Origin of the sequence: Marinobacter azerbaijanicus (genome assembly GCF_030250645.1) — a bacterium.
In the GTDB taxonomy this organism is placed as follows: Bacteria; Pseudomonadota; Gammaproteobacteria; order Pseudomonadales; family Oleiphilaceae; genus Marinobacter; species Marinobacter azerbaijanicus.
Genome location: NZ_JASSVS010000018.1, coordinates 1 through 17783 on the forward strand (window position 1 = coordinate 1; position 17783 = coordinate 17783).

15 protein-coding genes and 5 tRNA genes are annotated in these 17783 nt (G+C 55.6%); all 20 read left to right on the top strand.

Going from position 1 to position 17783, the window contains the following annotated elements; translation table 11 throughout:
* The first annotated feature begins 471 nt into the window (after nt 1-471).
* Nucleotides 472-1671 (top strand): hypothetical protein, encoded by a 1200-nt coding sequence (locus tag QPM17_RS21715; RefSeq protein WP_285393828.1) that lies wholly within the window; start codon nt 472-474, stop codon nt 1669-1671.
* The gene (locus QPM17_RS21720) at nt 1671-2753 is read left to right on the top strand and encodes a hypothetical protein (protein ID WP_285393829.1); all 1083 of its coding nucleotides are present in this window, start codon (nt 1671-1673) and stop codon (nt 2751-2753) included. Before QPM17_RS21715 ends, QPM17_RS21720 begins: the two co-directional genes overlap by 1 nt.
* Nucleotides 2750-3298: a DUF6160 family protein gene (locus tag QPM17_RS21725; RefSeq protein WP_340367412.1), complete on the top strand. Its 549-nt coding sequence runs from the start codon at nt 2750-2752 to the stop codon at nt 3296-3298. The genes QPM17_RS21720 and QPM17_RS21725 overlap by 4 nt, the downstream gene beginning before the upstream one ends.
* Nucleotides 3299-3308: 10 nt before the next feature.
* Entirely contained in the window at nt 3309-5708 is a 2400-nt protein-coding gene (locus QPM17_RS21730; protein ID WP_285393830.1) for a DUF6160 family protein, read from the top strand.
* Between the two features lie 117 nt (nt 5709-5825).
* The gene (locus tag QPM17_RS21735; RefSeq protein WP_285393831.1) at nt 5826-6794 is read left to right on the top strand and encodes a biotin--[acetyl-CoA-carboxylase] ligase; all 969 of its coding nucleotides are present in this window, start codon (nt 5826-5828) and stop codon (nt 6792-6794) included.
* Entirely contained in the window at nt 6791-7528 is a 738-nt protein-coding gene (locus QPM17_RS21740) for a type III pantothenate kinase (RefSeq protein WP_285393832.1), read from the top strand. The genes QPM17_RS21735 and QPM17_RS21740 overlap by 4 nt, the downstream gene beginning before the upstream one ends.
* On the top strand, nt 7525-8247 hold the full coding sequence (locus QPM17_RS21745; protein WP_285393833.1) for a hypothetical protein: 723 nt from the start codon (nt 7525-7527) through the stop codon (nt 8245-8247). The genes QPM17_RS21740 and QPM17_RS21745 overlap by 4 nt, the downstream gene beginning before the upstream one ends.
* A 31-nt stretch (nt 8248-8278) precedes the next feature.
* Nucleotides 8279-8354, top strand: a tRNA-Thr gene (locus QPM17_RS21750).
* Between the two features lie 41 nt (nt 8355-8395).
* A tRNA-Tyr gene (locus QPM17_RS21755) sits at nt 8396-8479 on the top strand.
* A gap of 10 nt (nt 8480-8489) precedes the next feature.
* Nucleotides 8490-8564 (top strand) — tRNA-Gly (locus tag QPM17_RS21760).
* A gap of 21 nt (nt 8565-8585) precedes the next feature.
* Nucleotides 8586-8661, top strand: a tRNA-Thr gene (locus QPM17_RS21765).
* Nucleotides 8662-8711: 50 nt separating this feature from the next.
* Entirely contained in the window at nt 8712-9908 is a 1197-nt protein-coding gene (gene tuf, locus QPM17_RS21770) for an elongation factor Tu (RefSeq protein WP_285393834.1), read from the top strand.
* Nucleotides 9909-9960: 52 nt separating this feature from the next.
* Nucleotides 9961-10036: transfer RNA gene (locus QPM17_RS21775), tRNA-Trp, on the top strand.
* Nucleotides 10037-10069: 33 nt separating this feature from the next.
* A complete protein-coding gene (secE, locus tag QPM17_RS21780) occupies nt 10070-10438 on the top strand; it encodes a preprotein translocase subunit SecE (RefSeq protein WP_027830870.1) in 369 nt (122 codons plus the stop codon).
* 12 nt (nt 10439-10450) lie between these two features.
* Nucleotides 10451-10984, top strand: a complete 534-nt coding sequence (nusG, locus tag QPM17_RS21785; RefSeq protein ID WP_285393835.1) for a transcription termination/antitermination protein NusG — start codon at nt 10451-10453, stop codon at nt 10982-10984.
* Between the two features lie 119 nt (nt 10985-11103).
* Nucleotides 11104-11535, top strand: a complete 432-nt coding sequence (gene rplK, locus QPM17_RS21790) for a 50S ribosomal protein L11 (protein WP_285393836.1) — start codon at nt 11104-11106, stop codon at nt 11533-11535.
* Between the two features lies 1 nt (nt 11536).
* Nucleotides 11537-12235, top strand: a complete 699-nt coding sequence (gene rplA / locus QPM17_RS21795; RefSeq protein ID WP_285393837.1) for a 50S ribosomal protein L1 — start codon at nt 11537-11539, stop codon at nt 12233-12235.
* Between the two features lie 234 nt (nt 12236-12469).
* Nucleotides 12470-13000: a 50S ribosomal protein L10 gene (gene rplJ, locus QPM17_RS21800; RefSeq protein WP_027830874.1), complete on the top strand. Its 531-nt coding sequence runs from the start codon at nt 12470-12472 to the stop codon at nt 12998-13000.
* Nucleotides 13001-13039: 39 nt separating this feature from the next.
* On the top strand, nt 13040-13414 hold the full coding sequence (rplL, locus tag QPM17_RS21805; RefSeq protein ID WP_114614489.1) for a 50S ribosomal protein L7/L12: 375 nt from the start codon (nt 13040-13042) through the stop codon (nt 13412-13414).
* Between the two features lie 242 nt (nt 13415-13656).
* Nucleotides 13657-17733, top strand: coding sequence for a DNA-directed RNA polymerase subunit beta (gene rpoB / locus QPM17_RS21810; protein WP_285393838.1), 4077 nt, complete (start codon nt 13657-13659; stop codon nt 17731-17733).
* Nucleotides 17734-17783 lie beyond the last annotated feature (50 nt).

Consider the following 17783-nt stretch of genomic DNA (forward strand, 5'->3'; position numbering starts at 1 on the left):
CAGCAGTGAAACAGACCAGCGCCGATGGTAGTGTGGCTTCTGCCCATGTGAGAGTAGGTCATCGTCAGGCTCTTAATCCCAAAACCCCAGTACCGTACGGTACTGGGGTTTTTTTATGGGATTAACAGCCTGACGATGACATGGTGTCCACTACAACGGCCCCATGTGACAAGGCGTGCAACGCACGCCGCAGGACGTCGGAGCGCAGCGACGACGGGGGCGAAGCCCCGAAGGCCGCCAGGCCTGAGCAAAGTAGGTCATCCCAGCGCAAAGCGCTGGCCGAAGCCTACTACCCACCTTCCAAATCTATGACACCGCTCACAGTGACAACGTGTAAACAACGTTAATATTTGTCAAGAACTGGCCAAAAAATAAAAACCGCCAGCGAAAACAAGACAAGTGTTCAGAGACACTCATCCAAAACAACGATAAACCGCTTCCAAAAAAGGCGGTCAATGGTGAGATTTGTCTATGAAACCTGTTGCTTGGCTTTCGTTGGCGGCGCTGTCGATTACCCCTCCTGTTGTGGCAGACCTGCAGCCAATCTCCGACAGTGACATGTCCGAGGTCACCGGACAGGCATTCATTTCTGTGGATCGCCAATATCACCCGGACGACACCGATAACACTTCCTATACCCGGGTCAATCTGGGCATGGATATGGATATCCAGACCAATGTCGATGTCCTTGAACTCGGACGCTATGATCGGGATGGCGAGAAAACTGGAACCTCTGATGTCTATATAGAGGACTTTGCCCTCGGGTACATCAATAACCAGGCCTACTTCGACCGTAACCCCAAAGCGCCGCGTCAGCTCAAACCGGACGGTTCCGCCTATGGCGAAGGTGAAATTGTCCCGTTCAGTATAGAGAACCCGTTCTTCGAATTTGCCTTCGATGAGGGTACCCAGGAAATTGTCGGTTTTCGTCTCGGCTTCGGCGAATCCATGGGCATTCTTTCCGGAAAGATAGAAACTCTGACTGGCAATGTGAACGTTGACATTGTTGACCGCGGCGAGGGCCTGAGAGACGCGAGTTCCAGTGGTAATTTCTTTGATCAGGTAATCGTTCTGCTCACCCCGTTACTTGAGGGCGGTAGTCCGCTTCAAACCAAGGCGCAACTGGTTTACGGCGAAGAGGGCGATCCCAATATCGGTGAGCTTGATCCGATCCGGGCAGAGCACATTGGTATTCCCAACGGAGAACGTTTCGTTCTTGAGGATGCCGGTGGATTTACTCGCTGGTCCGTGAAAAACCTGATTGGCTGGGGTTCCAGCTCCCGCATTGAAGTGCCCGACTGTTCGTTTTTCAGTTGTGGCAGTGGCGATATCTATGTGTACGCCCAGGACTGTCTTGTTCTGGGGATAGACTCCTGCTTTGATCTCGATATCTACAACAGCTTTCCAATAGGTACAGTTGAAGAAGTCGGCGATGAGCGGCGTATCACTGGGCCTGCCGACGGGGCGTTTATCTCATTCCAGACGAAGGACCTTGATTGGCTTAAGGATGTCCGGAATACCAATCCCACCGCAGAAGACTTCATACGGGCCACATCCGGAGCTTTTTTCAATATTCCGAATGGCGCGACTGAGGTGAACCTTAATGAGGCTCTTTACGGTACCGACCGTTACAGGACGGAATACATTGACCGGGGGAGGGGGTTGTTCTGATGTTTTCGTCTTTGAAGCGGCATTGCGTCGCGGACCGTTTACCGAGAGCGTTCCTTGTAATGGTAGTGCTCCTTGCTCCAGGGCTGACAACGGCAGAGCTCCAGGGTCTCTCTGAACACGAGTTGTCGGAAATTGACGGAGCAGGCATTGGTGTGGTGCTTGAAAACTTTGTATTTTCTCACGGCACGGATACCCCTGATGCGGACGGCAACCAGGCTCGGATTTTCAAGATTGGCGGCCTGAAGAGTACCGATGGGCGGGATGTAGAGATCGTGGTCAATCATCTCTATATATCCGGAGCCGGGAGTAACTACGGGCAGAGTCTCAGCCCGGTAAACCTTGGCCGCCTGGTGAATCCCTATCGGATCGATGTGGTGGACGGCAACGAGATTGGAATCAGCGACAGGGCCGTTCTGGAGTTCGCTGCGCCGGCATTGGTGGATGCCACCCAGGGATTTGACTGCATGAGTTCCGGCGCCCAGGCCGGTACCGGTACCTGTGCCAGTCGGCCAGCAACCTCTGATTTTGTGGGGGAGCGTCCTGACATCGGGATGCAGATGAACGTTGCTGTCGGTGATGACCGGTCTGCCAATATAAGTATTCATGCAAAAAGCGCTGTTATTGATGGCAGTTTTCTCCGGCTCTGGGGAGATGATGACCGTCGACAGATGGTGGGGCAGTTCAAGCTCAATTTCCAGACTCCGGAATTGTCGATCAACGCCTGTTCCCAGGATGGTCTGTCCTGTGGATCACGAATTACCATGACCAATTTTGCGCTCGAGCTTGCGATCGGCAACCAGTTGCAGCCGGTATTTTTTGATGTGGATGGCACCGGCAATTTTGTGGTGGAGGTCGCGGCCATTGAGCCGCCCGCGCCGGGCGCCATTGGGGCGGATGGACTGCGTGGCAGCAGTGATACCGAAACCTGGGATTTCTATGAGGATTACTACACCAATCCGGACTATCGAAGCAATCTGCACATCGGCAACTTCTCTGTAGCTGACCGGGACTTCGGTTCGGCGAGGGTCGAAGGCATGCTGATCCAGCATCTGGATATCCGAACAAAGGATCTGGCGCCATGAAAGGAAGACACTGTAGAGCCGTTCTCACAACATTGGTGATGTGTGGGGCGGCTCAGGCCACTGCCGAGCTTGATCGCCTGAATGACCGGGATCTCTCGGACATATCCGGTCAGGGTGGGATTTATCTGTCCGGCGACATCAGCATCAATGAAATGGGCGGTCCGATCGAGAACAGCTATTTTGGGCGGTGTGATGACCCTGACAAAAAATGCGGTGCGAGGCTGGCCTACAGACTGAAGGAAGATGGCGGCTGGATGGTGTTGGACGAGATCCGGGGTAACTTTTCCTTCGAGGGCCTGACGCTCCGGGTACGTACCATTGACTCAGGGTTTGGGGGCGATGGCGAGTTGTTCAGTCGCGACGTAATGGAAATCGGCTTGCCCAATGTTGTCCGTTACAACGATGTCCGCTTCAAGATCGCCGGAAGCAATCTGCCCAGGCCAACGGCCCCGGGGTTCCGGCAGACAGACATTCTTGCTGTGGAAATGCAGGGTGAAGTCATCATGGAGGGAAATCTGCTGGTTTTCCCCGCAGGTAATCCATAGGGAGAAGTCTATGCCCGGTATTGCAAGGTATGCATTTAAACTCCGTTTTACCTGGTTTCTGACTCTGGCCATGCCTGCTCCTGTCATGGCCGGCATGCAAAGTCTTGATGATGACGATCTGGCGGATATCAGTGGTCAGAGCGGCATAACCCTGGAGATGGAGCTCAGCATGTCCGCGGCCCGGTTGTCCTATTTTGATGATGACAGCGGTATCTATCTGGAGGATTTGCGTGTGGGTTCTGCAAGCCAGCCGGGAGAATCAGCTGCCCATCTTATCAAGGTGGACATTACGGATGATGCTGCACTGAACCTCGACTATCTGATTGAAGACCGCAGGATAGAGTTTGGCGATATTCGTCTGGCTGGTGCCCCGGGCATAGGTATGGGCGGCGTTTTCTTTGATCACAGTCTGGATGGAAATCTGCGCATCAGTTCGGGAGGTGCGTTTGGTCCCTCCGGGTACACGTTCGACGCCGCCTACACCATGACTGGTGGCCGCCTCGGCTACCGCACTAATGGTAATGAAGTTTTTCTCGATGACGTCACGCTCGACGTGGAGGCTCTTGGCGTCACCCTTGATGTGGTTGGTAGTACACTGGAACTCAACGCACCGCGTATAGCTGGTTCCTATGATGTGGGAGCCATCCGTTATAGCAATAATCCTGCAAACCATGGCAATACCCGGGATGTCTCAACCGGCCAGCTGCTTCCCAGCTATGGCGGGCTCAGCGGTACCTTTGATCTGTCTTCGAAAACCGGTATTACAGGTGGAGGCCGGCAAGGGCAAGGTTTCCGTATCGATAACGAGACCACCATCAACAGCGCATCCTTCATATACCACGACGACGATAATCTGCTTGCTTTTCGGGACATTACCGGCCACTACAACATCAATGACCTGCGGGTTGATGTGACCACCGATCAGCTTGGCCGCGAGGCATTGGGGTTGACCCTGGGCTCGGTGGACGGTGAGCTGAATATAGGCCGTATCGAGATGGGTGCTGCGGGCCAGAGCATTGGAGAGGTCAACGTCAGTTTCATGCTGCGAGACCACACCTATAATGGTCGCAGTTATACCAATGCCGTCTACGTGCAGGGTGGAGGGCATACTGATGCTGGCGTCCAGGGGCTCAGACTGGCTGCGGAATGGAGTCTGCAGTTGGCAGACCTGAGTTACGTGGAGGATGGCAACCGGGTTATTTTCAGTGGCCTGCAGTCCTGGGGCCAGGGTGATATCACGGTGAATGTCACCCGGGACGGGGAGATCAACGGCACGCGTTTCTATGATGGTCTGAGGATCGGGTTTGAGAGCGTGGACGCAGGCTATCGGATCAATGGCCTGCGAGTCGGCAGTGATGATGCGCCCCTGCAGGGAGGCACCGAGCTTCTGCTGGCGCTGGGTTTCTATCCGGCCTATGAGTTTGAAATGGATGGCCAGGTGACGCTGGGCGCCGGTGGTGCCAATGGTGAAGGGCTCACCATCAATTCGGATGTCCGAATACGTAATGGCCAGGCAGCCATCATCGCTGCGCCCTATGATGAAGGTGGTGGAGAAATTTCCCAGAAAGGTCTGTGGATCAGTGACCTCAGCTATGACGCACATATTCGGGATATGACGGTGGATGTCACGGAGGAAGGGCTTGCCATCATCAAGGGAGAAGCCTGGAGTGTGATGGACGTTGGCAATCTGCGTGTTGGCGACAAGGACGACGGGGCCAGTTTTGGTCGTTTTGTTGTGCAGAAGTATGAAACCGGGAGCAGTATGACCATGGTTCCGGGTGGCGCCGGTGATGTGTGCGCCGGTGGGGCGGGGGCGACTCAGGCGGCGTGTACGGACTCCGGTGGTATCTGGGAAGCTCGGGGGGATGAGGGCATTACCATCCGGTTGAAACAGATTTTTGCCAGGGCTGTCAGCGAAAACCGCAAGAACGCGCTGATCTGGGAAACCAATCGTCAGACGGATGCCGGCGGAAATCCGATTAACAACTCCGGTACGAAACTCGTGCTCAATGATATCCATACCAGTGATGGTGGCGACTTCGATGGCGACGGAGTGGATGATAATATGTTTGGTGTCCGCACGGATCTGTCCATAGACGTCTACCAGACCAGAGTCGTCAAGAAAACCGATGGCGCGGATGCCCTCGGGGTGAGTGGCGCCAGAGGGGATGAAAAAATCATGGATTCTGCCGTTGCCGCCGGGTACCGATACGTATCGTCGCCAACGGCCTCTGATCTTGAAAATCGCCCACTCGGTTTTGCTGTCCGGGCCAGGAGCCAGTTCAAGGAACTGTCCATTAACAATATTGACCTGGTACATCCCACCGGTGGGACACAGACAGCGGTTTACGGTGTGAAAATGCAGAACTTCGATATTGAGGCCAACCTGACAGCCACCCCGATTCCCTGAATGGCGGCGGCAGAATCTGCGTCAATCGCGCTGCACTTCGGTGTCGTCCTTTGTCTTTTTGGCTCGCGTGTTGTTTAATCCCGCCCTGATCCTATTCAATCACGCGGGCATACGTTCATGAAATCCAGAGCACTCCTTGGCCTTCTGGCAGACGGGCAGGTTCACTCAGGTGAATCACTTGCCTCCAGCCTCGGCATCAGCCGCACGGCAATCTGGAAGCAGATCCGGCGTGCGATGGACGAAGGTGTTCATATAGAGACCATTCGCGGCAAGGGGTATCGTCTGCTGACCGATATGGACCTTCTTGATGCCGGACGGATCATGCACGGCCTGGACGCCCATCGTCGTTCCGTCATTGACCTGATAGTCCTGGATGAAGTGGACTCTACCAACGCAGAAATCGTGCGCCGGCGTCGAGAGTCTGGAATCGGTTGTATTCCCGTTTGTATCGCTGACTGCCAGACCGCGGGTCGCGGCCGGCGCGGCCGGCAATGGCAAAGCCCCTGGGGGCAAAACCTGTACCTGAGCCTGGGGCTCACTTTTCGTGGCAGCTTTGCCATGCTGGACGGACTGAGCCTGGTGCTCGGCGTTGCCGTTGCTGAGGCGCTGGAACAGCAGGGAGTGCCAGACGTGGGGCTTAAATGGCCCAATGACATTTTTCTTGGTGGCAGTAAGCTCTCCGGCATTCTCGTTGAGCTTCAGGGAGAGCTCGAAGAGGGAGTTGTGCAGGTTGTGGCCGGCATTGGTCTGAATGTACATATGAAAGATGGCGCAGGCGTGGATCAGTCCTGGAGCAGCCTTGCAATGGCGGTACCTGAGCGCCGCTGGTGCCGCAGTGATCTCGCGGCCTCGGTGACCAGTTCGGTACTTGACGCAGTGGATGAGTTCGCCGAGCAGGGCTTCGGAGGCTTCAGGGCGCGCTGGCAGAACCGTGACATCTTCACTGGAAAGCCGTTGGTAGCCAGCCAGGGGGAGCTTGCCGGGACCGGGCGCGGAATAGACGACTCCGGGAACTACCTGATCGCCACTGGTGAAGAACTGGTGAAGGTCCGTGCTGGCGAGATAAGCCTGCGGGTGCAGTCATGAAGCTGGTGATAGATGCTGGCAATACCCGAGTGAAGTGGCAGCTGCTCTCTGATGGGGAGGTACTGAGTAGGGGGGTGGCGACGTTGGACATGGATGATGCTTTCCAGGAATGGGCGCCGCGAGCTGAATCCATTGAGCGCATTGCAGTATCGACAGTGATCTCGGAGGACAAGCGCCGGTATCTGCAGGCTCGGCTTGAAGCCATCTGTAATGCGCCGGTTTTTTTTCACTGGGCGGAGGCCCGTCGTGGCAAGCTGGTGAATGCCTATGCTGATGTGCACAGGATGGGAGCAGATAGATGGCATGCGATGTGTGGTGGTTGGCAGGCGACAGGCGCCGGAGGTTTCGCGGTTGTGGACGCCGGTAGCGCCATTACGGTTGATTACGTCGCCAGGTCCGGAGCCCATCTGGGGGGCTATATCCTCCCGGGCAAGCAGATGATGCTACGTTCCCTCAAACAGGATGCAGCGAGGATCGGATTTGATAGTCTGGATGCGCAACAGGGAAGCCCTGGTGCTTCCACAACAGAGTGTGTCCAGCATGGGCTGGTTTGGCTCAGGGAGGCCATGGTTACGCGAATACATCAGGATTGTGGCTATTTCGGACTGGACCGGATCCTGGTCACCGGCGGTGACGCGGCGGGGTTGATTGGTGCAGGGCTCGCTGCCGTGCATGATCCGTATCTGGTCTTGAATGGGCTAGCTGCCGTCGATGGGGAGTGGGCGCCGGAATGAGGTGGTTTGCCCTTGTTCTGTTGCTCGCCAACGCCGCGCTCTGGCTTTTCGGCGATATGGCTGTTCCTGAGCGTGTCGCTGTTGTGTCAGAGAGGCAGGTTTTGCCCCGCGTGGCGGACCTCAAGACCCGTTCGGTCCAGAACGGGCCTGTAAAGGAAGCGGGCGAGTCGATGCCGTCGGAGCAGGAGCAGGCAATAGCGCCTGTGGTGGTGCCGAGCGCCCCTGATCCCCGGCTCCATTGTGTTCGGCTGGGATGGTTCGAGTCTGCTGAAAGCGCGCGCTCTACATACCGGAATCTTGGAAGCCCCGGAAAGGCCTACGAAGTCCGCGAAGAAGAGCGGGAAATGCCGCCGTTGCACTGGGTGATTGTTCCGCCTCAGCCGGATGATCAGGCGCTGGAATTGTTCCGCGATCTTCAGCGTCGAGGCATTGATTCGTATCTTGTGACCCAGGGTGAAAACAGAAATGCGATTTCTCTGGGGCTGTTTGAGTCAAGACAGGCGGCCGAATCCGTCCTGGAAGAAAAAAAACGTCAGAATCTCAATGCAATACTGGCAAACTTCCCCCGAAATCAGATAAGCTACGCCCTCGTTTTTGAGCACGAACTGACACCGGGTTCTGGTGCAGTCGAGGCGGTAGAATCGGAATACGCCGACAATTTCGATCTGGTCGAAATCAGGCGGTGTGAAGGTGTTGCAACCGCCTTTGAAAATCCGTAGTATACCGCCCTCGCTGAAGAGGCGAATGTGAGCTGGCGTAGCTCAGTTGGTAGAGCAGCTGACTTGTAATCAGCAGGTCGGGGGTTCGATTCCGTCCGCCAGCTCCACTTTTAGTTTTAAACAGGTCCGCTGTTGGCGGGTCTGACTCGGAGGGGTTCCCGAGTGGCCAAAGGGATCAGACTGTAAATCTGACGCGAAAGCTTCGCAGGTTCGAATCCTGCCCCCTCCACCACTTATTGCTCGCGGGCATCGTATAGTGGCTATTACCTCAGCCTTCCAAGCTGATGACGCGGGTTCGATTCCCGCTGCCCGCTCCAATTTGTAGTTGTGTTGAAAGCGCTCATGTAGCTCAGTCGGTAGAGCACATCCTTGGTAAGGATGAGGTCACCGGTTCAATTCCGGTCATGAGCTCCATTATTTGTCCGGTCAACGTCACGGTCTGGTTGATTAGGGAGATAGGTCGAATGTCTAAAGCAAAATTTGAGCGTAACAAGCCGCACGTAAACGTGGGCACCATTGGTCACGTAGACCATGGCAAGACCACGCTGACAGCCGCGCTGACTCGTGTATGTCACGAAGTGTGGGGTACTGGCAGCGCCAGCGCATTCGACCAGATCGATAACGCGCCGGAAGAGAAGGCTCGTGGTATCACTATCGCGACGTCTCACGTTGAGTATGATTCACCGGCACGTCACTACGCGCACGTAGACTGCCCGGGCCACGCTGACTATGTGAAGAACATGATCACTGGTGCGGCGCAGATGGACGGCGCTATCCTGGTTTGCTCCGCAGCTGACGGCCCCATGCCGCAGACTCGTGAGCACATCCTGCTGTCCCGTCAGGTAGGCGTACCTTTCATCGTTGTGTTCCTGAACAAGGCGGACATGGTCGATGACGAGGAGTTGCTGGAGCTGGTCGAGATGGAAGTTCGCGAACTGCTTGAGCAGTACGACTTCCCGGGTGACGACACGCCGATCATTACCGGTTCTGCGCTGATGGCGCTGGAAGGTAAGGACGACAACGAGATGGGTACTACTGCTGTCAGAAAGCTGGTAGAAGCCCTGGACGAGTACATCCCGGATCCGGAGCGCGCCATTGATCAGCCGTTCCTGATGCCGATCGAGGACGTCTTCTCTATCTCCGGTCGTGGTACTGTGGTAACCGGTCGTGTCGAGCGTGGCATCATCAAGGTTGGTGACGAAGTGGAAATCGTCGGTATCAAGGATACCGTGAAGACCGTTTGTACCGGTGTTGAGATGTTCCGCAAGCTGCTGGACGAAGGTCGTGCTGGTGAGAACGTTGGTGTTCTGCTGCGTGGTACCAAGCGTGACGACGTTGAGCGTGGTCAGGTTCTGGCGGTTCCGGGTTCGATCACTCCGCACACCAAGTTCGAGTGTGAAGTGTACGTGCTGTCCAAGGAAGAAGGTGGTCGTCATACGCCGTTCTTCAAGGGCTATCGTCCGCAGTTCTACTTCCGTACCACCGACGTCACAGGTTCCTGTGAGCTGCCGGAAGGTGTGGAGATGGTAATGCCGGGTGACAACGTGAAGATGAGTGTTACCCTGATTGCTCCGATCGCCATGGAAGATGGCCTGCGCTTCGCGATTCGTGAAGGCGGCCGTACCGTTGGTGCCGGCGTTGTCTCAAAGATTATCGAGTAATTACTCTTTTTGAGTAAGAGCTTGAAGTAAGTGCGCTGAGTTGTTTCGGTGCAGGCCAGTAGCTCAATTGGCAGAGCAGCGGTCTCCAAAACCGCAGGTTGGGGGTTCGATTCCCTCCTGGCCTGCCATTTTTTAACATCCGGATACATAAGCTGATTCCTATGGAGTCAAAAGCCGATCGTTCAACCAGTGGCTTCGATGCAGTAAAGTGGCTGGTTGTTTTTGTCCTGATTGCCATCGGTGTCGTTGGCAACCAGTATTTTAGTGCCGAGTCACTGCTGTATCGGGTGCTGGCTCTCGTAGCTCTTGCTCTGGTCGCTGCTTTTGTGGCGCTCCAAACCGAGCGTGGTCGGCGTTTCGCGACCCTGCTCAAGGAAGCCAGGGTTGAAATCCGGAAGGTCGTATGGCCCACCAGGCCGGAGCTGATCCAGACTACAGCCATCGTCGTTGTGTTTGTGTTGGTTGTGGCGTTGATGCTGTGGGGTATGGATTCGTTGATCAGTTGGCTGGTCTCCGGAGTTATTGGGTAACAGGAGTGGGCAATGGCTAAGCGCTGGTACGTGGTTCATGCGTATTCTGGCTTCGAGAAGCAGGTAATGCGCACCCTGAAGGAGCGCGTTTCTCTCGACGGTATGGAAGAGAAGTTTGGTGAAATTCTCGTCCCGACAGAAGAAGTCGTTGAAATGCGTGACGGGAAAAAGCGCAAGAGTGAGCGCAAGTTTTATCCCGGCTACGTCCTTGTGCAGATGGAAATGGATGACGCCACCTGGCACCTGGTCAAGAATACGCCCAAGGTTCTTGGTTTTATTGGCGGCACCAAGGACAAGCCGGCTCCGATCACCGAAAAAGAAGCAGAAGCTATTCTGCGTCGCGTAGAGAGCGGAGCGGACAAGCCCAAGCCTAAGACTCTGTTTGAGCCGGGCGAGATTGTTCGCGTCACTGAAGGCCCGTTCGCGGACTTCAATGGCGTTGTTGAGGAAGTTGACTACGACAAGAGTCGGGTCAAGGTTGCCGTTTTGATTTTTGGTCGTTCAACTCCGGTGGAGCTGGAGTTTGGGCAGGTCGAAAAAGACTGACCGACAGCCTTGAATGCTGAGAGCTCGCGCGCTATGGCGACGCGGGCTTTTTGTGTCTGCTACTGGCAGTTGTAAATACAGGGGAGCCGAGAGGCGATCGAACCCACAGGAGAAATATCATGGCTAAGAAAATTGAAGCGTATATCAAGCTTCAGGTTGCTGCCGGCAAGGCCAACCCGAGTCCCCCCGTTGGTCCCGCACTGGGTCAGCGTGGTGTGAATATCATGGAGTTCTGTAAAGCGTTTAACGCCCAGACCCAGGATATGGAGCCGGGCCTGCCGATTCCGACGGTCATTACCGTTTACAGCGATCGCAGTTTTACCTTTATTACCAAGACTCCGCCCGCACCGGTGCTGCTCAAGAAAGCAGCCGGCATCAAGAGCGGCTCTGGTCGTCCCAATACTGACAAGGTCGGTACTGTGACCCGTGATCAGCTGGAAGAAATCGCCAGGACCAAAGAGCCGGATCTGACTGCAGCCGATATGGATGCTGCAGTGCGTACCATTGCCGGAACTGCCCGTAGCATGGGCCTGAACGTGGAGGGCCTGTAACATGGCAAAGCTTAGCAAACGTCAGAAGCTGATTCGTGAAAAAGTGGATTCCACTCGTGCCTATTCGGTTGACGAGGCGGTAGCACTGCTGGTTGAGCTCGGCGAAAGCGTCAAGTTCAAAGAGTCCGTGGACGTAGCCGTAAACCTGGGCGTGGACGCTCGTAAATCCGACCAGGTCGTGCGTAGCAGCACCGTTCTGCCGCACGGCACCGGTAAGACTGTGCGTGTAGCCGTGTTCACCCAGGGCGCCAACGCTGAAAAGGCAACCGCTGCCGGTGCCGATATTGTTGGTATGGACGACCTCGCGGAAGAAGTTAAAAAAGGCAACATGGATTTCGATGTGGTTATCGCCACTCCTGATGCCATGCGTGTTGTTGGTCAGCTGGGCCAGATCCTTGGTCCCCGCGGCCTGATGCCGAACCCGAAAGTCGGCACAGTTACCCCGGACGTTGAGACTGCCGTAAAGAATGCCAAGGCAGGCCAGGTTCGTTACCGGACAGATAAGAACGGTATCATCCATGCGCCAATGGGTAACGTGGAATTTTCTGCGCAGAACATCAAGGAAAACCTTGAGGCTCTGATTGCAGACCTGAAAAAGGCCAAGCCGTCTTCCTCGAAAGGTGTTTACCTCAAGAAGGTAACCCTGTCGTCGACGATGGGTCCTGGTCTGACTATCGACCAGAGTGCTCTGAACATCTGAACATCTGAGCAGCTGGGCGGTAGTTACTTTGTAGTCTGGGCGGAAGCCAAGGCTGTCAAAGACCGCAGGCCCCTGAAGCGCCCTTTCTTTTGGAAGGGCCGCTGGAAGGGTTAAAGCAACGCCTGCGCAGACGGTGTGAAGACGTTCTCTCTGAACCCAAACACCGTTAGGAGCTCCGAAAGGGGTATTTGTGGGTTTGCCGGGATACACCCGGCGAAATCGAGGAGAAATCCAGTGGCAATTAGACTCGAAGACAAGAAAGCGATCGTCGCTGAAGTCAACGAGACTGCCGGTGGTGCTCTGTCTGTTGTTATGGCTGACTACCGTGGTGTCACTTCCGGTGACATGACGGCTCTGCGAGCGAAGGCCCGTGCCGAGAACGTTCTTCTGAAGGTTGTGCGTAACAACCTGGCGAAGATCGCCATCCGCGGTACCGAGTTCGAGTGCATTGATGAGGCATTGGTCGGCCCGACAATTCTGGCGTTCTCAATGGAAGATCCTGGCGCGGCTGCGCGCCTGCTGAAGGATTTTGCCAAAGAGAAAGAGGCGTTCGAGATCAAGGGCCTGGCCGTCGGCGGTGAGCTGATGGGTGCAGACCAGATTGATCGCCTTGCCAAGCTGCCGACACGCCACGAGGCGTTGACGATGCTGGCCGCAGTAACACAGGCACCAATCACCAAGCTGGCGCGGACACTGAACGAAGTACCAACCAAAGTGACCCGTGCTGTAGCGGCAGTTCGAGACCAGAAGCAAGAAGCTGCTTGATTCTGTTGAACACCATTTTTATATTTTTGGGAGAAAGTCATGGCTCTGTCTAACGAAGACATTTTGAACGCAATTGCTGAAATGAGCGTAATGGACGTTGTTGCGCTGGTTGAAGCAATGGAAGAGAAGTTTGGCGTATCTGCTGCTGCCGCAGTTGCTGCTGCTCCGGCTGCCGCCGGCGAAGCTGCTGCTGTTGAAGAGCAGACTGAATTTGACGTTGTTCTTACCGGTCCTGGTGAGAAGAAAGTAAACGTTATCAAGGCCGTTCGTGAACTGACTGGCCTGGGTCTGAAAGAAGCTAAGGAAATGGTCGACAGTGCTCCTTCCGTTATCAAGGAAGCAGCAAGCAAAGACGACGCTGAAGCCGCCAAGAAGAAGCTTGAGGAAGCAGGCGCTTCTGTTGAGCTTAAGTAAGAGTTGGCTGTTGATCGAAACCGTGCGTTAAGCATGGACAGGCTGGTGGCCGTGTGCCACCGGCCTTTTTCTGTTGTATATGCTATAGACTCTGAACGCCGATCTTGTGGTGCTGTCAGAATCTATAACCTACAGCGAGAGTCTTGTTCAAGACGGCGCAGTAAGCCGAGCAAATCGGCCCCGAAGCATGAAAATGGTTGCTTCTTGATACCAGGTATCAGGTCTAAAGCTGGGGAATGCAGATGACTTACTCCTATACTGAGAAAAAGCGGATTCGCAAAGATTTTAGTAAATTGCCGTCCGTGATGGATGTTCCCTATTTGCTGTCTATACAGCTGGATTCGTTCCGGGACTTCCTCCAAAGTGAAGCCGCACCCGAAAATCGTCGGGAAACCGGTCTCCACGCAGCATTCAAATCCGTATTCCCGATTGTCAGTTATTCTGGCAACGCCGCACTCGAATACGTGAGTTACCGCATCGGCGAGCCGGTATTTGACGTCAAGGAATGCCAGCTTAGGGGCGTAACCTACGCAGCACCGCTGCGGGTTAAAGTAAGACTTATCATTTATGATAAGGAATCGTCCAACAAGGCGATCAAGGATATTAAAGAGCAGGAAGTCTACATGGGCGAAATGCCCCTGATGACCGAGAACGGTACCTTCGTTATCAACGGTACCGAGCGGGTTATCGTTTCCCAGCTCCACCGTTCACCGGGTGTGTTCTTTGACCACGACAAGGGCAAGACCCATTCGTCAGGCAAGCTGCTGTATTCGGCGCGGGTCATTCCTTACCGTGGTTCCTGGCTGGACTTCGAGTTTGACGCCAAGGACTCGGTCTTTGTCCGTATTGACCGTCGCCGGAAGCTGCCTGCGTCTATCCTCCTGCGTGCTCTGGGGTACAACTCCGAGCAGATGCTGGAGATGTTCTTCGATACCAGTAAGTTCAGTATCGGTCCGGAAGTATGCAAGCTGGAGCTTGTTCCAAGCCGCCTGCGTGGTGACATTGCAACGTTCGATATCAAGGACAAGAAAGGCAATGTCATCGTTGAGGAAGGCCGCCGCATCACCGCTCGTCATATCAAGCAGCTTGAAAAGGCTGGCCTGACTGAGCTGGAAGTGCCGACGGAGTATCTCTATGGCCGCGTACTGGCCAAGGACATGGTGGATACCAAGTCCGGAGAAGTTCTGGTTGAGTGCAATACCGAGCTGACTGAAGAAATTGTTACCAAGATCCTGGATTCCGGTGTCACAGAGATTGAAACCCTGTACACCAACGACCTGGATTGTGGTCCGTTCATGTCAGACACACTGCGCATTGACCCGACCCGCACCCCGCTTGAGGCGCTGGTCGAAATCTATCGCATGATGCGTCCTGGCGAGCCGCCCACCAAGGAGTCGGCAGAGAACCTGTTCAATAACCTGTTCTTCTCTGAGGAGCGGTATGACCTGTCGTCGGTTGGTCGCATGAAGCTCAACCGTCGTCTGCGCCGTGAAGAAAGCACTGGTGAAGGGACACTGACCCACGACGATATCATTGATGTTCTCAGAACGTTGATTGATATCCGCAACGGCCAGGGCAATGTCGACGACATTGATAACCTGGGCAACCGTCGCGTTCGTTGTGTGGGCGAGATGGCCGAGAACCAGTTCCGCGTCGGTCTGGTGCGCGTTGAGCGTGCTGTTCGAGAACGCTTGAGTCTGGCGGAAAGCGAAGGCCTGATGCCACAGGACCTGATCAACGCGAAGCCGGTGGCGGCTGCTGTGAAGGAATTCTTTGGTTCCAGCCAGCTGTCCCAGTTCATGGATCAGAACAACCCGCTGTCAGAAGTGACACACAAGCGCCGTATCTCGGCTCTTGGTCCGGGCGGTCTGACCCGTGAGCGTGCCGGCTTTGAGGTTCGTGACGTACACCCGACGCATTACGGCCGGGTATGCCCGATCGAGACCCCGGAAGGCCCGAACATCGGTCTGATCAACTCGCTGGCTACCTATGCCCGCTCCAACTCCTACGGTTTCCTTGAGAGCCCGTACCGGAAAGTGGTGGATGGTCTGGTAACAGACGAGGTGGTGTACCTCTCCGCGATTGAAGAGAGCAACTACATCATCGCTCAGGCCAGTGCGGCAATGGACGAGAACAAGCGTCTGTCCGACGAGCTGGTAACCGTTCGTCATCAGAACGAATTTACCGTCACGCCGCCGGAAAACGTCAATTTCATGGACGTTTCTCCGCGCCAGGTGGTGTCGGTTGCGGCCTCGCTGATTCCGTTCCTTGAGCACGATGACGCCAACCGCGCACTGATGGGCTCGAACATGCAGCGCCAGGCTGTTCCGACCTTGCGTTCGCAGGTGCCCCTTGTAGGTACCGGCGTTGAGCGTACCGTGGCCCAGGACTCCGGTGTCTGTGTAACGGCCCGTCGTGGTGGTGTGATTGAGAGCGTGGATGCAGCCCGCATCGTGGTTCGTGTCAACGACGACGAGACGGAAGCCGGTGATGCTGGTGTGGATATCTACAACCTCACCAAGTACACCCGCTCGAACCAGAACACCTGTATTAACCAGCGCTCCATCGTTAACCAGGGTGACGAAATTGCCCGTGGTGACGTGCTGGCCGATGGTCCCTCTGTGGATCTGGGTGAGCTGGCCCTGGGGCAGAACATGCGTATCGCGTTCATGCCCTGGAATGGTTACAACTTCGAGGACTCCATCCTCATTTCCGAGAAAGTGGTGCAGGAAGATCGTCTGACCACTATCCACATTCAGGAACTGACCTGTGTGGCCCGGGATACCAAACTGGGTAGCGAAGAAATCACCGCGGATATTCCGAACGTTGGTGAAAGCGCGCTGTCCAAACTGGACGAGTCCGGTATTGTCTATATCGGCGCGGAAGTCGGGCCAGGTGATATTCTGGTCGGCAAGGTGACGCCGAAGGGCGAGACCCAGCTGACGCCGGAGGAGAAGCTCCTGAGGGCCATCTTTGGCGAGAAGGCGTCGGACGTTAAGGATACGTCCTCACGTGTGCCCACCGGCACCCGTGGCACGGTTATTGACGTTCAGGTCTTTACCCGTGACGGCATCGAGAAGGACTCTCGCGCCCAGGCCATCGAGAAAGAGCAGCTGGACGAGTACCGCAAGGACCTGAAGGACGAGTACCGCATTGTTGAGGGTGCCACCTTCGAACGTCTGACCAGCGCCCTGAAAGGGCAGGAAGTCATCAGCGGGCCGGGCCTGAAGAAGGGTGCCAAGCTTGACGAGTCTTACCTGGCAGAGCTGCCGCGTGACGACTGGTTCAAGTTGCGCATGAAGGACGAGACGCTGAACGAGCTGCTGGAGAAATCCGAGCAGGGCCTGGAAGATCGCAAGAAAGAGCATGAAGCGCGCTTTGACGACAAGAAAGGCAAGCTGCAGCAGGGCGACGACCTTGCTCCGGGCGTTCTCAAGATCGTCAAGGTGTACCTTGCGATCAAGCGTCGGATTCAGCCGGGTGACAAGATGGCCGGCCGTCACGGTAACAAGGGTGTTATCTCTGCGGTTATGCCGATCGAGGACATGCCTTACGACGAGTACGGCAACACCGTTGATATCGTGCTGAACCCGCTGGGTGTTCCGTCGCGGATGAACGTTGGTCAGGTTCTTGAGACCCACCTGGGTGCCGCCGCGAAGGGGCTGGGTGAGCGCATCAGCCGGATGCTGGATGAGCAGCGCAAGATCGCTGAACTCCGCAGCCTGCTGGATGAGATCTACAATCACTCGGATGAGGTTACCCATGTGGACCTGGATTCGCTGAGTGACAAGGAGATCCTGGCGCTGGCCAATAACCTGCGCTCGGGTGTTCCCATGGCAACGCCGGTGTTCGACGGTGCCAAGGAAGCTGAGGTCAAGCGCATGCTTGAGCTGGCTGGTCTGAGTACCACTGGCCAGACTGTGCTGTATGACGGCCGTACCGGCGACGAGTTTGACCGTCCGGTGACTGTTGGCTACATGTACATTCTCAAGCTGAATCACCTGATCGACGACAAGATGCATGCTCGTTCCACCGGTTCGTACAGCCTGGTTACCCAGCAGCCGCTGGGTGGTAAGGCGCAGTTCGGTGGTCAGCGCTTCGGTGAGATGGAAGTGTGGGCCCTCGAGGCTTACGGTGCGGCGTATACGCTGCAGGAAATGCTTACCGTGAAGTCTGATGATGTGAATGGTCGGACCAAGATGTACAAGAACATTGTCGATGGCGATCATCGTATGGAGCCGGGCATGCCCGAGTCCTTCAATGTTCTGGTCAAGGAAATCCGCTCGCTGGGTATCGACATCGAGCTGGAATCCGACTGAGCCGAATTGTTTTTGGCAGCGTGAGCGGGTACCGGTCGGTACCCGCCCGA

Excerpts from the sequence above, each read along its gene's own strand:
- QPM17_RS21725 (WP_340367412.1), top strand. The coding sequence starts at position 2,750 with ATGAAAGGAAGACACTGTAGAGCCGTTCTCACAACATTGGTGATGTGT.
- rplK (WP_285393836.1), top strand. The coding sequence starts at position 11,104 with ATGGCTAAGAAAATTGAAGCGTATATCAAGCTTCAGGTTGCTGCCGGC.
- QPM17_RS21735 (WP_285393831.1), top strand. The coding sequence starts at position 5,826 with ATGAAATCCAGAGCACTCCTTGGCCTTCTGGCAGACGGGCAGGTTCAC.
- rplL (WP_114614489.1), top strand. The coding sequence starts at position 13,040 with ATGGCTCTGTCTAACGAAGACATTTTGAACGCAATTGCTGAAATGAGC.
- secE (WP_027830870.1), top strand. The coding sequence starts at position 10,070 with ATGGAGTCAAAAGCCGATCGTTCAACCAGTGGCTTCGATGCAGTAAAG.
- tuf (WP_285393834.1), top strand. The coding sequence starts at position 8,712 with ATGTCTAAAGCAAAATTTGAGCGTAACAAGCCGCACGTAAACGTGGGC.
- QPM17_RS21715 (WP_285393828.1), top strand. The coding sequence starts at position 472 with ATGAAACCTGTTGCTTGGCTTTCGTTGGCGGCGCTGTCGATTACCCCT.
- QPM17_RS21720 (WP_285393829.1), top strand. The coding sequence starts at position 1,671 with ATGTTTTCGTCTTTGAAGCGGCATTGCGTCGCGGACCGTTTACCGAGA.
- nusG (WP_285393835.1), top strand. The coding sequence starts at position 10,451 with ATGGCTAAGCGCTGGTACGTGGTTCATGCGTATTCTGGCTTCGAGAAG.
- QPM17_RS21740 (WP_285393832.1), top strand. The coding sequence starts at position 6,791 with ATGAAGCTGGTGATAGATGCTGGCAATACCCGAGTGAAGTGGCAGCTG.
- rpoB (WP_285393838.1), top strand. The coding sequence starts at position 13,657 with ATGACTTACTCCTATACTGAGAAAAAGCGGATTCGCAAAGATTTTAGT.
- QPM17_RS21745 (WP_285393833.1), top strand. The coding sequence starts at position 7,525 with ATGAGGTGGTTTGCCCTTGTTCTGTTGCTCGCCAACGCCGCGCTCTGG.
- rplA (WP_285393837.1), top strand. The coding sequence starts at position 11,537 with ATGGCAAAGCTTAGCAAACGTCAGAAGCTGATTCGTGAAAAAGTGGAT.
- QPM17_RS21730 (WP_285393830.1), top strand. The coding sequence starts at position 3,309 with ATGCCCGGTATTGCAAGGTATGCATTTAAACTCCGTTTTACCTGGTTT.